Genomic DNA, 14,748 nt, shown 5'->3' on the forward strand with positions numbered 1-14,748 from the left:
GAGCGCGCAATGACTGACCGTATTGAATTGAGCACCGCCAATGAGTTCATCGCCCGCCACATCGGTCCGCGTGCCGCTGATGAAAAAGCCATGCTCACCACGTTGGGCTATGACTCCCTCGACGCGTTGACCGCCAGCGTCATCCCCGAATCCATCAAGGGCACCAGCGTTCTCGACTTGTCCGCCGGGCAAAGCGAAGCCGACGCGCTGGCTGACATCAAAGCCATCGCCAGCAAGAACCAGCTGTTTAAAACCTACATCGGCCAGGGTTACTACAACACCCACACCCCGGCGCCGATTCTGCGCAACCTGCTGGAAAACCCGGCCTGGTACACCGCTTACACGCCGTATCAACCTGAAATTTCCCAAGGCCGTCTGGAGTCGCTGCTGAACTTCCAGACCCTGATCAGCGACCTGACCGGCCTGCCGATCGCCAACGCCTCGCTGCTCGACGAAGCCACCGCCGCCGCCGAAGCCATGACCTTCTGCAAACGCCTGAGCAAGAACAAGAGCAGCAACAAGTTCTTCGCCTCCGCCCATTGCCACCCGCAAACCCTCGACGTGCTGCAAACCCGCGCCGAGCCGCTGGGCATTGAAGTGGTCGTAGCGGATGAAGCTCAACTGACCGACGTCAGCGAGTTCTTCGGCGCGCTGCTGCAGTACCCTGCCAGCAATGGCGACGTGTTCGACTACCGCGAACTGGTCGAGCGCTTCCATGCCGCCAACGCTCTGGTCGCCGTGGCCGCCGACCTGCTGGCCCTGACCCTGCTCACCCCACCGGGCGAGTTTGGCGCTGACGTGGCCATCGGCAGTGCGCAACGCTTCGGCGTGCCGCTGGGTTTCGGTGGTCCGCACGCGGCCTACTTCTCCACCCGCGACGCCTACAAGCGCGACATGCCCGGGCGACTGGTCGGTGTGTCCATCGACCGCTTCGGCAAGACCGCCCTGCGTCTGGCCATGCAAACCCGCGAGCAACACATTCGTCGCGAGAAGGCCACCAGCAACATCTGCACCGCGCAGGTGCTGCTCGCCAACATCGCCAGCATGTACGCCGTGTACCACGGCCCGCGCGGCCTGACCCGCATTGCCAACCGCGTGCATCACCTGACCGCGATTTTCGCCGAGGGCCTGAGCCAGCTGGGCCAGAAGGCCGAGCAGTCGTTCTTCTTCGACAGCATCACGCTGAACACCGGCGCCAAAACCGCCGATCTGCACGCCAAGGCCCGCGCACACGAAATCAACCTGCGTGAAGTAGACGGCGAGCGTTTGGGCGTTTCCCTGGACGAAACCACGAAGCAAGCCGACGTCGAAGTGCTGTGGTCCCTCTTCGCGGCAGAAGGCCAGGCCCTGCCTGATTTCGCCGCGCTGGCAGACAGCGTCGAAGCGCGCCTGCCTGCCGAGCTGAAGCGCCAGTCGGCGATCCTCAGCCACCCGGTGTTCAACCGTTACCACTCCGAAACCGAGCTGATGCGCTACCTGCGTCGCCTGGCGGACAAGGACCTGGCGCTGGACCGCACGATGATCCCGCTGGGCTCGTGCACCATGAAACTCAACGCCGCCAGCGAAATGATCCCGGTGACCTGGGCCGAATTCGGCAATCTGCACCCGTTCGCCCCGGCCGAGCAAAGCGCCGGTTATCAGCAACTGACCGACGAACTGGAAGCGATGCTCTGCGCCGCCACCGGTTATGACGCGATCTCCCTGCAGCCGAACGCGGGCTCTCAGGGCGAGTACGCGGGCCTCTTGGCCATCCGTGCTTACCACCAGAGCCGTGGCGATGAGCGTCGGGACATCTGCCTGATTCCTTCGTCAGCGCACGGCACTAATCCGGCAACCGCTAACATGGCAGGCATGCGTGTCGTCGTGACCGCTTGCGACGCCCGCGGCAACGTTGACATCGAAGACCTGCGCGCCAAGGCCATCGAACACCGCGAACACCTCGCGGCGCTGATGATCACCTACCCGTCGACCCACGGCGTGTTCGAAGAAGGCATCCGCGAAATCTGCGGCATCGTGCATGACAACGGCGGCCAGGTGTACATCGACGGCGCCAACATGAATGCCATGGTTGGCCTTTGCGCACCGGGCAAGTTCGGCGGCGACGTGTCCCACCTGAATCTGCACAAAACCTTCTGCATCCCCCACGGCGGCGGCGGCCCGGGCGTTGGCCCGATCGGCGTGAAATCACACCTGGCGGCGTTCATGCCGGGTCACGCGAAGATGGAACGCAAGGAAGGCGCGGTCTGCGCGGCGCCGTTCGGCAGCGCAAGCATCTTGCCGATCACCTGGATGTACATCCGCATGATGGGTGGCGAAGGCCTCAAGCGCGCTTCGCAGCTGGCGATTCTCAACGCCAACTACATTTCCCGTCGTCTGGAAGAGCACTACCCTGTGCTGTACACCGGCAGCAACGGCCTGGTCGCCCACGAATGCATTCTCGACCTGCGCCCACTGAAGGAAACCAGCGGCATCAGCGTTGATGACGTTGCCAAGCGCCTGATCGACTTCGGTTTCCACGCACCGACCATGTCTTTCCCGGTCGCGGGTACGTTGATGATCGAGCCGACCGAAAGCGAATCGAAAGAGGAGCTGGACCGCTTCTGCGACGCGATGATCAAGATCCGCGAAGAAATCCGCGCGGTCGAAAGCGGCGTGCTGGACAAGGACGACAACCCGCTGAAAAACGCGCCGCACACCGCCGCGGAACTGGTGGGCGAATGGAGCCACCCGTACAGCCGCGAGCAGGCTGTTTACCCGGTGGCGTCGTTGATCGAAGGCAAATACTGGCCGCCGGTCGGTCGCGTCGACAACGTGTTTGGCGACCGCAATCTGGTCTGCGCCTGCCCGTCGATCGAAGACTACGCTTAACCCAGCCACGAGCTTCAAGCCGCAAGCTACAAGTGAAAGCCGATCAGCTTTTACTTGCGGCTTGTAGCTTGCTGCTTGTTACTGCTTCACTTCCCGGAACCCCATCATGTCGCTGAGCGTATTTGACCTGTTCAAGATCGGCATTGGTCCCTCCAGTTCCCACACGGTGGGCCCGATGCGAGCGGCAGCGCGTTTTGCCGAAGGCTTGCAGCGCGATGGCCTGCTGGAAGCAATCATCTGCGTCAAAGTCGAGCTTTACGGCTCACTCGGTGCCACCGGCAAAGGCCACGGCAGCGACAAGGCCGTGTTGTTGGGCCTTGAAGGTGAGCACCCGGACACCGTCGATACCGAAACCGTTGATGCTCGCCTGCAGCAGATACGCAGCAGTGAACGCCTGAACCTGCTCGGCCAGCACAGCATCGAATTCATCGAAAAGCATCACTTGGCGATGATTCGCAAGCCCTTGGCCTACCACCCCAACGGCATGATTTTCCGTGCCTTCGACGCCTCTGGCATACAGGTCCGCAGCCGCGAGTACTACTCCGTCGGCGGCGGCTTCGTGGTGGACGAGGATGCGGCTGGTGCGGATCGCATCGTGGAAGACCAGACCCCGCTGGTGTACCCCTTCAAAACCGCACGGGATCTGATGGTGCATTGCAGCGCCAGCGGTCTCTCCATCAGCCAGATCATGCTGGCGAACGAAGCCGCGTGGCGCCCCGAAGCGGAAACCCGTCAGGGCCTGTTGCACATCTGGCAGGTCATGCAGGACTGCGTCGAAGCAGGTTGCCGCAACGAAGGCATTTTGCCGGGGGGCCTGAAGGTCAAACGGCGTGCGGCGGCGCTGCATCGCCAGTTGTGCAAAAACCCGGAAGCCGCGCTGCGCGATGCGTTGTCGGTGCTCGACTGGGTCAATCTGTACGCGCTGGCGGTCAACGAAGAAAACGCCAACGGCGGCCGTGTGGTCACCGCACCCACCAACGGCGCAGCAGGGATCATCCCGGCCGTGCTGCATTACTACATGCGCTTTATCACCGGGGCGAACGAGGACGGCGTCGTGCGCTTCCTGCTCACGGCGGCGGCCATCGGCATTCTCTATAAAGAGAACGCGTCGATCTCAGGCGCCGAAGTCGGCTGTCAGGGCGAAGTCGGCGTGGCCTGTTCCATGGCCGCCGGCGCGTTGTGCGAAGTCCTGGGCGGCAACGTTCAACAAGTGGAAAACGCCGCTGAAATCGGCATGGAACACAACCTTGGTCTGACCTGCGACCCGATTGGCGGCCTGGTCCAAGTGCCATGTATTGAACGCAACGCCATGGGTTCGGTGAAGGCCATCAACGCGGTCCGCATGGCCTTGCGCGGCGACGGCCAGCATTTTGTCTCGCTGGATAAAGTGATCCGCACCATGCGCCAGACCGGCGCCGACATGAAAAGCAAATACAAGGAAACAGCCCGTGGCGGGCTGGCCGTGAACATCATCGAGTGCTGACATCAGCCCCTATTCACAGACTTCCCTGCCCTGGGCGGGGAAGCCGGAACCGCTTTCAAGGAGTGACCCCATGACCACCGAATTGCTGAAGACCCCGCTCAACGCCCTGCACCGTGAACTCGGCGCGAAAATGGTCGAGTTCGCCGGCTACGACATGCCCGTTCAGTACCCTGCTGGCGTCATGAAAGAACACCTGCACACCCGCGATCAGGCCGGCCTGTTCGACGTTTCGCACATGGGTCAGATCCTCTTGAGCGGTGCGGGCGCAGCGAAAGCGCTGGAAACCCTGGTGCCCGTAGACATCATCGATCTGCCGGTCGGTATGCAGCGTTACGCGATGTTCACCAATGAAACCGGCGGCATTCTCGACGACCTGATGGTCGCCAATCTGGGCAACGATCAGCTCATGCTGGTGGTCAACGCCGCCTGCAAGAACGAAGATTTGGCGCACTTGCAGCAGCACATCGGCCATCAGTGCGAGATCACGCCGCTGTTCGACGAACGCGCATTGCTCGCACTGCAAGGTCCGCAGGCCGTCACCGCACTGGCGCGGCTGGCCCCGGAAGTCGCGAAAATGACCTTCATGCAGTACACCTCCACGAAGATCGACGGCATTGACTGCTACGTCAGCCGCTCGGGCTACACCGGAGAAGACGGCTACGAGATTTCGGTGCCGGCAGATGAGGCAGAAGCCTTGGCACGTCGACTGCTCGCGGAGCCCGAAGTGGCGCCGATTGGCCTGGGCGCACGCGACTCGCTGCGACTGGAAGCCGGGCTGTGCCTCTACGGCCACGATATGAACACCGACACCACGCCGATCGAAGCCAGCCTGCTGTGGGCGATTTCCAAGGTGCGTCGTGCAGACGGTGAGCGTGCCGGCGGATTCCCCGGTGCCGACAAGATCTTCGCCCAGCACCAAAGCGGTGCGGCACGCAAACGTGTCGGCTTGTTGCCACAGGAACGTACGCCGGTGCGTGAAGGCGCTGAAATCGTCGATGCCGATGGAAAGACCATAGGGACTGTCTGCAGCGGCGGCTTTGGCCCGACCCTGAGTGCGCCGTTGGCCATGGGTTATGTCGATGCGGGTTTCACTGCGCTGGAAACAGCCGTCTGGGCAATCGTCCGCGGCAAGAGAGTCCCTATGCAGGTGACGAAAATGCCATTCGTTCCGGCACGTTACTTCCGCGGGTAAGTAACACCGTCAAAAAATGCGGCACCGCAACAGTGCATTAAACTGTGCGGATGCTGCAGTCTGGCGCCAGCGTTAAGTGCATTCAAAACTGTCAAAATATTGAACTTCGATAACCCTCTAAACATTAAAAACTATCGATCTTGCGAACGTGGTTAATGTTTTCAAAAAGCCGAAAACCCCTATGAATGCTGGCCCGAGCGGGGCTTGTTTTTTCGACGAGAGTTAGCGTAGAGTTTCTCGACTGTGTTTGCATGGGTCGCTGGGATCGTGACCCGGGCAGTAGCGCCAAAAGCAATGCTACATCCCGCTCTACGTTTCTTCTTCCTGCAACCAGCCCCAGTACTCTTTCGCGTGAAAGAGACTGTCATTAATTTAATGCGTCAAGGAATAAGAAAATGTCTACACGTCAGAGCGGTACCGTTAAGTGGTTTAACGATGAAAAGGGTTTCGGTTTTATCACGCCTGAAAGCGGTCCGGATCTGTTCGTCCACTTCCGCGCCATTCAAGGCAACGGCTTCAAAAGCCTGAAAGAAGGCCAGAAAGTGACGTTCGTCGCAGTGCAGGGCCAAAAAGGCATGCAGGCTGACGAAGTACAAGCCGAGGCCTGATCAGCCGACGCAAAGAGCCCCTGATGGCCAACATCAGGGGCTTTTTTGTGCCTGCGATTCCGTAAACTGCCCGCCTCCGATTACACGAGCACCGCCATGATCCGACACGTTTTACACCCCCAGGGCGACTTCCCTGCCGCGGGATTGGGCCGGCGCCTGGCTGCCATCAGCTACGACGCGCTGTTATGCGTGGCTTTGCTGATGGTCACTGCGTTTCTCTACAAGCTGTTCTGGATGGGATTCATCGGCGAAGCCAGACTGCGCCAGCTTTCCGAGTCCGGCGCGCTTGATGCCGATCCGCTGCTGTCCTCAATTCTGCTGATCACGCTGTTCGGTTTCTTCGCCCATTTCTGGACCCGCGCGGGCCAGACCCTTGGCATGCAGGTGTGGGGAATACGCGTGCAGAACGCCGACGGAACCGCCATCAGCCTGTGGCAAGCGCTGCTGCGTTTCGTTATGGCCATCGCCTCGTGGCTGTGTGTCGGGCTGGGCTTCTTCTGGAGCCTGTTCGACAAACAGAAACGCTGCTGGCATGACTTGTATTCCGAAACGCAGCTGGTGCGAGTGCCCGGAATCAGGAGGTGAACCTCGGTCGGCCGCCCACAAAAAAGCCGACCCAGGGGTCGGCTTTTCATCGCGCAGCAGGTATCAGCCCGCGCGGCGCAGCAACCAGATACCCGCCAGGGCGCACACGCCCGCCGGCACCAGCACAGCGAAGAGTGGCGAGAAGCCGAACACAAGGCTCGACGGCCCCAACAGGTCCTGAGCGATACGGAAGGTGAAGCCCACGAGCACGCCCGTGAACACCCGTTGCCCCAGCGTCACCGAGCGCAAAGGCCCGAAGATGAAGGAAATCGCCATCAGCACCAGCGCAACGGTGACCAGCGGCTGGAGGATCTTGGTGTAGAACGCCAGCCAGTAACGACCGTTGTTCAACCCCTGATCGGCGAGATAACGCGCATAGCCATAAAGTCCGGTCATCGACAGTGACTCAGGCGGCAGCACCACCGTGCTCAGCAACTGCGGGCTCAACGCGACGTTCCAGCGCTCTTCAGGGGCGGTGACCACTTCGGTGCGACCGTCGTGGAACACCGTAGTGGTAACGTCCTTCAACAGCCAGTAATCGGTCATGAAGTTGGCTTGCCTGGCGAAGCTCGAGGTCAGCATGTGGCGCTGGTCATCGAAATGGTAACGAGTGACGCCATACAGCAGGCCGTTCGGTTGCACCGTGTTGATGTGGATGAACTCCTCACCCTGACGGTGCCACAGACCGTGCTTGGCGCTCTGCGCATCGCCGGTGCCTTGAGCGAGGGAACGCGCGGCCTGGGCCGAGGCTTCGGTCACCGGCGCGACATACTCGCCGATCAACAGACCCGCCACCATCAGCACCAGCATGGGCTTCATGACCGCCCAGACGATACGGCCGATCGACACACCGGCGGCGCGCATGATGGTCAACTCGCTGCTGCTCGCTAGTGCGCCAAGACCGATCAGGCAACCGATCAGCGCGGCCATCGGCAGCATGTCGTAGAGACGACGCGGCGCGGTCATCAACACGAAACTGCCAGCATCCCAGAAGGTGTAGGTGTCGCTGATGTCAGCCATTTCGTCGATGAAGGCAAACAGCGAGGCCAGCCCGAGGATGATCCCCAGTACCGCAAGGATCGCCATGAACACGCTTTTGCCGATGTAACGATCGAGCTTAACCATGAGCCACCCCCGACACGCTGCGGCGACTCGCAAGCTTCAGGCGCAGAGGCTCCCAGTAGAGCAACGCCAGTCCGATGGACAGGAACAGTGCATGCACCCACCACAGGCCAAGGCCCATCGGAATCTTGCCCTTCTCCAGCGCGCCGCGCGCGGCAATCAGGATGGTGAGGTAAGCCATATAAAGAAGAATCGCCGGGAGAAGCTTGAGGAAACGGCCCTGACGCGGGTTGACCCGAGCCAGCGGTACCGCCATCAGCGTCACGATGAACACCAGAATCGGCAGCGAAACTCGCCATTGCAGCTCGGCCCGGTTGCGCAGGCTGTCTTCGCCGGTCAGCAGCTCGCTGGTTGAGATGGCATCACGGTCAGTGACTTCATCGCTGATGTCCGGCTTGGGCAGCAAGGCGCCGTAGGTGTCGTATTTGATCGCGCGGTAATCGGCCTGACCGGGATTGCCGTCGTAGCGATAGCCGTTGTCCAGAATCAGGTAGCGCGTGCCGTCGGGTTTGATTTCCTGCCGGCCTTTTTCCGCGACCAGCACGGTGATGCCGTGGTCTTTCTTCTCGTCGAGCTTCTTCTCGGAGATGAACACGCCGCCCAGGTTGATGCGGTCGTCGCTCATGGTCTCGGTGTAAGTCACGCGGCTGCCGTCACGCAGGAGCTGGAAGCGACCCGGCACCAGCGTGTCGAATTCGGTCATCGCGTCCTGCTTGTTGATCAGCAGCTGGAACTGCGTAGCGCCCTGAGGGGCGAGGCTGAAGCTGAGCCAGGCCACCAGCAGTGAAACCAGCGCAGCCGGTGCGAGGGTGATCAGCAGCAGACGTTGCTGGCTCATGCCAGTGGCGGCCAGTACGGTCATTTCACTTTCGAGGTACAACCGGCCGTACGCCAGGAGAATCCCGAGGAACAGCCCCAGAGGGAGAATCAGTTGCAGGAAGCCCGGCAGACGGAAACCCATGATCAGAAACAGGACACCCGGATCGAGTGCACCCGATGCCGCCTGGGCCAGGTACTTGATGAAACGGCCACTCATGATGATTACCAGCAGCACAGCACTGACAGCGCTCAGGGTAACCAGCACTTCTCGGGACAGGTAACGGAAGACAATCAAACCAGACACTCCAGGGTTGTCACGCTAAGGCGGCATGACAATGAAATGAATCAGCCATGATGCGCGCGACGGCGTACCACCAAAAAAATATGCGGCATTATCCTGTGATTGGGTGTGTCTGTCACTGCGCGTGCGGGATACTTCTGCAACCGGCGCACGCGCGCACCCGGACGGGGTTGTCATCCATTGGCTCGCAGGGTCAAACTGCGGGCCTTGCCGCAGGCATGCCGGTGTAAATACCTCTGCGCCGCTGCCGAGCCGTGTGCTCAAGTGCGATAACTCACAGTTTATTCGGGGACCCCGACATGGAATTGGTTGTTAAAAGCGTCAGTGCAGAAACCTTGAAGACCGCCACGCTGGTGGTCGCCGTCGGTGAAGGCCGCACGCTGAGCGACACCGCAAGCACCCTCGACACCCTGAGCGGCGGCGCCATCAGCGCTGTGCTCAAGCGCGGCGACCTGTCGGGCAAGATCGGCCAGAGCCTGTTGTTGCACAGCCTGCCCAACCTGAAAGCCGAGCGCGTATTGCTGGTCGGTTCGGGTAAAGAGCCGGAATTGAACGACCGTCAGTTCCGCAAAATCATCAGCGGCGCCCTCAGCACCCTTAAAAGCCTGGGCGGCGTCGATGCCGGCTTCGACCTTGATCAACTGAACGTCAAGAACCGCGACGTTTATGGCAAGAACCGCCTGTTGGTCGAGACGCTGGCCGATGGCGAATACGTCTTCGATCGGTTCAAGAGTCAGAAAGTCGATCCTCGCGCCCTGAAAAAAGTCACCCTGCTGACCGCCAAGGCCAACGTCGCTGACGTCGAGCGCGCGGCCAAGCACGCACAGGCCATCGCTGCAGGCATGGCGGTGACCCGGGACCTGGGCAATATGCCGCCGAACATCTGCCACCCGACCTACCTAGGCGAGCAGGCCAAGGCGATGGGCAAAGCCAACAAGGGCCTCAAGGTCGAAATCTTCGACGAGAAAGACATCGAAAAGCTGGGCATGGGTTCGTTCCTGGCGGTCGGTCAAGGCAGCGCCCAGCCGCCACGCCTGATCGTCATGCAGTACTCCAAGGGCAAGAAAAGCGAAAAGCCTTTCGTGCTGGTGGGTAAAGGCATCACCTTCGACACGGGCGGCATCAGCCTCAAGCCGGGCCTGGGCATGGACGAAATGAAATTCGACATGTGCGGCGCGGCGAGCGTGTTCGGCACGTTGAACGCCGTGCTTGAACTGCAACTGCCAATCAATCTGGTGTGCATCGTCGCGGCGGCCGAAAATATGCCGAGCGGCAACGCCACGCGTCCGGGCGACATCGTCAAGACCATGAGCGGCCAAACCGTCGAGATCCTCAACACCGACGCCGAAGGCCGTCTGGTGCTGTGCGATGCGCTGACTTACGCCGAACGCTTCAAGCCACAGGCCGTTATCGACATCGCTACCCTGACCGGTGCTTGCGTCGTTGCGCTGGGCGGTCACACGTCGGGCCTGCTGGGCAACAGCGACGCGTTGATCAACCAAGTGCTCGAAGCCGGCAAACGCGCCGACGACCGTGCCTGGCAGCTGCCGTTGTTCGATGAATATCAAGAACAACTGGACAGCCCATTTGCCGACATCGCCAACATCGGCGGTCCGAAAGCCGGCACCATCACCGCGGCCTGTTTCCTCTCGCGCTTTGCCAAAGCCTACGAGTGGGCGCACCTGGACATCGCCGGTACGGCATGGCTGAGCGGCGGCAAGGACAAGGGCGCAACGGGCCGTCCGGTTCCGCTGCTGACCCAATACCTGATCGACCGCGCTGGCGTTTAAGCCGCTGCAAACGCGCCGGCCTCCCCGGTCGGCGCGTTCAGCGTTCTGGAATCACCCATGACCCAAGTCGACTTCTACATTCTGCCGAGTGCCGACCCTGTCGCGCGCCTGGACTTCGCCTGCAAACTCACGGACAAGGCCTGGCGCCTCGGCCATCGGGTGTACCTGCATTGCAGCGATGCCGGACAGCGCGAAGAACTGGACGCCCGACTGTGGCGGTTCAGGGGCGAAGCGTTCGTTCCCCATGGTGCGGTCGAAGACGACCAGGACGCACCCGTGGCGCTGGGCATTGACAGCGACCCCGGCCAACATCAGGATTTGCTGGTCAATCTCGACCTGCGCATCCCGGAATTCTTCAAACGATTCGCGCGTGTCGCCGAGATCGTTGTCGAGGACCCGGCCATTCGCCTCGCGGCGCGCGAGAGTTTTCGCTTCTACCGCGAACAGGGCTATCCTCTGCAGGATCACAAGCTGCAGCGTCTTTGAGCACACGATGGATAATTCAAAAAACCTGAAAGATTCAGCGCACCTGCTGGACGACCTCGAGTCGATTCGCCAGCTGTTGGGCGATGACCCGGCCCAGCCTCCCCTGCTGACCGAGTCCGTGAACAGCGACGAGCAGATCCCGCTGCTGTTTGACGTGGTCACTGGCCAGGTCGTGACGCTCGATGAGCACGAAGCCAACCTCAATGACATTCCCCTGCTCACGCCCGAGCCGGTTGCGGCTGTTACCCCTGCCGCACCCGCGGCCAACGCATCGAGCGCGTCGAGCGCCAAAGCACCGAACGCAGAGGCGCTGCTGCACCTGGATGCCGAACTGCGGGCCGCTGCGCAGTTGATCATGCAGGACGTGATCGACGACTTCGCCCCGCACATCGAGAACGAGATCAAACGCCGTCTGGATGCGCGGATGGAACGGCTGCTGAGTCAATACACCAGCTGAACCCGTTCTCTTTCCGATCCGGGATCGCGGCTAAGCGCAGTCCTACAGATGCCCGCGACGATTCCGGGCATCACCGCTCGTAGCACCTGACCTAGCGCTTGTAGCTTGACGCCGCCTTGAAAAGCTATACTCGTCGGCTTTTCCGACTCAAAGCAGATCAGGTTCCCGCCTCGCATGGACAAGACCTACCAGCCGCACGCCATCGAAACTTCCTGGTACCAGACCTGGGAGTCCGAAAACTATTTCGCTCCGCAAGGCGCGGGCGACTCGTACACCATCATGATTCCGCCGCCGAACGTCACCGGCAGCCTCCACATGGGGCACGGTTTCAATAACGCGATCATGGACGCCCTGATCCGCTTCCGCCGCATGCAGGGTCGCAACACCCTGTGGCAGCCAGGCACCGACCACGCCGGTATCGCCACGCAGATGCTGGTGGAGCGCCAACTCGAAGCCTTGGGTCAGAGCCGTCACGACTTGGGTCGCGACAAATTTCTCGAAAAAGTCTGGGAGTGGAAGGATCAGTCCGGCGGCAACATCAGCCGTCAGATCCGTCGCCTGGGCTCGTCGGTCGACTGGAGCCGTGAGCGCTTCACGATGGACGACGGCTTGTCCGAAGCGGTCAAAGAAGCGTTCGTGCGCCTGCATGAAGACGGCCTGATCTACCGTGGCAAGCGGCTGGTCAACTGGGACACCAAGCTGCACACCGCAATCTCCGACCTCGAAGTGGAAAATCACGACGAGAAAGGCCATCTGTGGAATCTGCGCTACCCCTTGGCCGATGGTGCCAAGACCGCTGAAGGTCTGGACTACCTGATCGTCGCCACGACCCGTCCGGAAACCATGCTTGGCGACGCCGCCGTCGCGGTGAACCCGAACGATGAGCGCTACCAGGCGCTGATCGGCAAGTTCGTCGAGCTGCCGCTGGTAGGCCGTCGCATCCCGATCATCGCGGACGACTACTGCGACCCTGAATTCGGCACCGGCTGCGTGAAGATCACCCCGGCCCACGACTTCAACGACTACGACGTCGGCAAGCGCCACAACCTGCCGCTGCTGAACATCTTCGACAAGAACGCTGCCGTTTTGCCCGCAGCGCAGGTGTTCAACCTCGACGGCACGCTGAACGACACCGTCGACGGCACCCTCCCTGCCGAATACGCCGGCCTCGACCGCTTCGAGGCGCGCAAGCAGATCGTGGCTGCGTTCGACGCCGCCGGCCTGTTGGTCAGCGTTGACGACCACGCCTTGAAAGTACCGAAAGGCGACCGCTCCGGCACCATCATCGAGCCGTGGCTGACGGATCAGTGGTACGTGTCGACCAAGCCGCTGGCAGAACCTGCCATCGCTGCCGTCGAAGACGGCCGCATCGCTTTCGTGCCCAAGCAATACGAGAACATGTACTTCTCGTGGATGCGCGACATTCAGGACTGGTGCATCAGCCGTCAGCTCTGGTGGGGCCACCGCATTCCGGCCTGGTACGACGAATCCGGCAAGGTCTACGTCGGCCGCGACGAAGCCGAAGTCCGCGCCAAGCACAACCTCGGTCCTGATGTTGCTCTGCAGCAGGACAACGACGTGCTAGACACCTGGTTCAGTTCCGGTCTGTGGACGTTCTCCACCCTGGGCTGGCCGGAGCAGACCGACTTCCTGAAAACCTTCCACCCGACCGACGTACTGGTCACCGGTTTCGACATCATTTTCTTCTGGGTTGCCCGGATGATCATGCTCACCATGCACTTGGTGAAGAACGAAGACGGTACGGCGCAGGTGCCGTTCAAGACCGTGTATGTGCACGGTCTGGTGCGTGATGGCCAGGGCCAGAAAATGTCCAAGTCCAAGGGCAACGTCCTTGATCCGCTGGACATCATCGACGGCATCGAGCTCGAAGCCCTGGTGCAGAAACGCACCTCCGGCATGATGCAGCCCAAGCTTGCCAAGAAGATCGAAAAGCAGACCCGCGACGAATTCGCCGACGGCATCGCCAGCTACGGCACCGATGCCCTGCGCTTCACCTTCTGCTCGCTGGCTTCCACCGGCCGTGACATCAAGTTCGACATGGGCCGCGTCGAGGGCTATCGCAACTTCTGCAACAAGATCTGGAACGCCGCGCGCTACGTGCTCGACAAGGGCGAAGACTGCGGTCAGAACGGCGAAGCGTTCGAGCTCTCGCTGCCGGATCGCTGGATCATCTCGCAGCTGCAACGCACTGAAGCCGAAGTGACCCGTCAGCTGGATCAGTTCCGTTTCGACCTCGCGGCCCAGGCGCTGTACGAGTTCATCTGGAACCAGTATTGCGACTGGTACCTGGAGCTCTCCAAGCCGGTTCTGTGGGACGAAACGGCGCCGATCGAGCGTCAGCGTGGCACCCGTCGCACGCTGGTGCGCGTGCTGGAAGTCGCACTGCGTCTGGCCCATCCGTTCATGCCGTTCATCACCGAAGAAATCTGGCAGCGCCTTGCGCCGCTGGCCGGCATCGAAGGCAAGACCATCATGCTGCAACCGTGGCCGGTGGCGAACGATGCGCGCATCGACGTTGCGGCCGAAGGCGACATCGAATGGCTCAAAAGCCTGATGCTCGGCGTGCGGAACATCCGTGGCGAAATGAACATCGGCCCGGGCAAGCCGCTGCAGTTGTTCCTCAAGAACGTCAGCGCCGAAGACCAGCGCCGTCTGAACGAGAACGAGCACCTGCTGAAGAAGCTGGCCAAGCTTGAATCGTTCACCGTGCTGGAAGCCGGCGCCGAAGCACCGCTGTCCGCGACCGCGCTGGTCGGTGAGATGGAAGTGCTGGTGCCGATGGCCGGATTGATCGACAAGGACGCCGAACTGGCGCGTCTGGACAAGGAAATCCAGCGTCTGCAGGGCGAAGTTCAGCGGGTTGGCGGCAAGCTGTCCAATGCCGCGTTCGTCGACAAGGCGCCGCCTGAAGTTATCGCTAAGGAACGCGCGAAGATGGCCGAAGCCGAACAGGCGCTGGGCAAACTGGCCGAGCAGCACGCGCGGATCGCGAGTCTGTAATCCGATCAAATCAGCC

At 61.3% G+C, this 14,748-nt stretch carries 11 protein-coding genes; 9 read left to right on the forward strand and 2 right to left on the reverse strand.

The genetic code is table 11. The annotated features are described in order from the left end of the window. Positions 1–9: 9 nt before the first annotated feature. The 5 genes from gcvP (at position 10) to AC0Z8Z_RS02305 (ending at position 6,736) form a co-directional block, all read left to right on the forward strand. On the forward strand, positions 10–2,868 hold the full coding sequence (gene gcvP / locus AC0Z8Z_RS02285; protein WP_485617669.1) for an aminomethyl-transferring glycine dehydrogenase: 2,859 nt from the start codon (positions 10–12) through the stop codon (positions 2,866–2,868). 106 nt (positions 2,869–2,974) lie between these two features. Beyond that, entirely contained in the window at positions 2,975–4,351 is a 1,377-nt protein-coding gene (locus AC0Z8Z_RS02290; protein WP_485617671.1) for an L-serine ammonia-lyase, read from the forward strand. 70 nt (positions 4,352–4,421) lie between these two features. Next, a complete protein-coding gene (gcvT, locus tag AC0Z8Z_RS02295) occupies positions 4,422–5,543 on the forward strand; it encodes a glycine cleavage system aminomethyltransferase GcvT (protein ID WP_485617673.1) in 1,122 nt (373 codons plus the stop codon). Positions 5,544–5,938: 395 nt separating this feature from the next. After that, on the forward strand, positions 5,939–6,151 hold the full coding sequence (locus AC0Z8Z_RS02300) for a cold-shock protein (RefSeq protein ID WP_003227496.1): 213 nt from the start codon (positions 5,939–5,941) through the stop codon (positions 6,149–6,151). 96 nt (positions 6,152–6,247) lie between these two features. After that, entirely contained in the window at positions 6,248–6,736 is a 489-nt protein-coding gene (locus AC0Z8Z_RS02305; RefSeq protein ID WP_485617675.1) for an RDD family protein, read from the forward strand. A gap of 63 nt (positions 6,737–6,799) precedes the next feature. Here the strand turns inward: AC0Z8Z_RS02305 and lptG are convergent, their stop codons facing one another. Beyond that, complete coding sequence (gene lptG / locus AC0Z8Z_RS02310; protein WP_122622521.1) at positions 6,800–7,861, reverse strand: LPS export ABC transporter permease LptG; 1,062 nt, start codon at positions 7,859–7,861, stop codon at positions 6,800–6,802. Further along, a complete protein-coding gene (gene lptF / locus AC0Z8Z_RS02315; RefSeq protein ID WP_065992010.1) occupies positions 7,854–8,972 on the reverse strand; it encodes an LPS export ABC transporter permease LptF in 1,119 nt (372 codons plus the stop codon). The genes lptG and lptF overlap by 8 nt, the downstream gene beginning before the upstream one ends. Before the next feature lie 305 nt (positions 8,973–9,277). Between lptF and AC0Z8Z_RS02320 the strand changes: the two genes are divergently transcribed. From AC0Z8Z_RS02320 to AC0Z8Z_RS02335, 4 genes are all read left to right on the forward strand, one after another. Continuing rightward, positions 9,278–10,768 (forward strand): leucyl aminopeptidase, encoded by a 1,491-nt coding sequence (locus AC0Z8Z_RS02320; protein WP_485617678.1) that lies wholly within the window; start codon positions 9,278–9,280, stop codon positions 10,766–10,768. A gap of 57 nt (positions 10,769–10,825) precedes the next feature. Then, positions 10,826–11,254: a DNA polymerase III subunit chi gene (locus tag AC0Z8Z_RS02325; protein ID WP_485617680.1), complete on the forward strand. Its 429-nt coding sequence runs from the start codon at positions 10,826–10,828 to the stop codon at positions 11,252–11,254. A gap of 7 nt (positions 11,255–11,261) precedes the next feature. Then, positions 11,262–11,711: a DNA polymerase III subunit chi gene (locus AC0Z8Z_RS02330; protein WP_485617682.1), complete on the forward strand. Its 450-nt coding sequence runs from the start codon at positions 11,262–11,264 to the stop codon at positions 11,709–11,711. 174 nt (positions 11,712–11,885) lie between these two features. Next, complete coding sequence (locus AC0Z8Z_RS02335) at positions 11,886–14,732, forward strand: valine--tRNA ligase (RefSeq protein ID WP_485617683.1); 2,847 nt, start codon at positions 11,886–11,888, stop codon at positions 14,730–14,732. The last annotated feature ends 16 nt before the right edge of the window (positions 14,733–14,748 follow it).

It is taken from the genome of Pseudomonas sp. 1L-C-7-B-C1 (assembly GCF_057291635.1).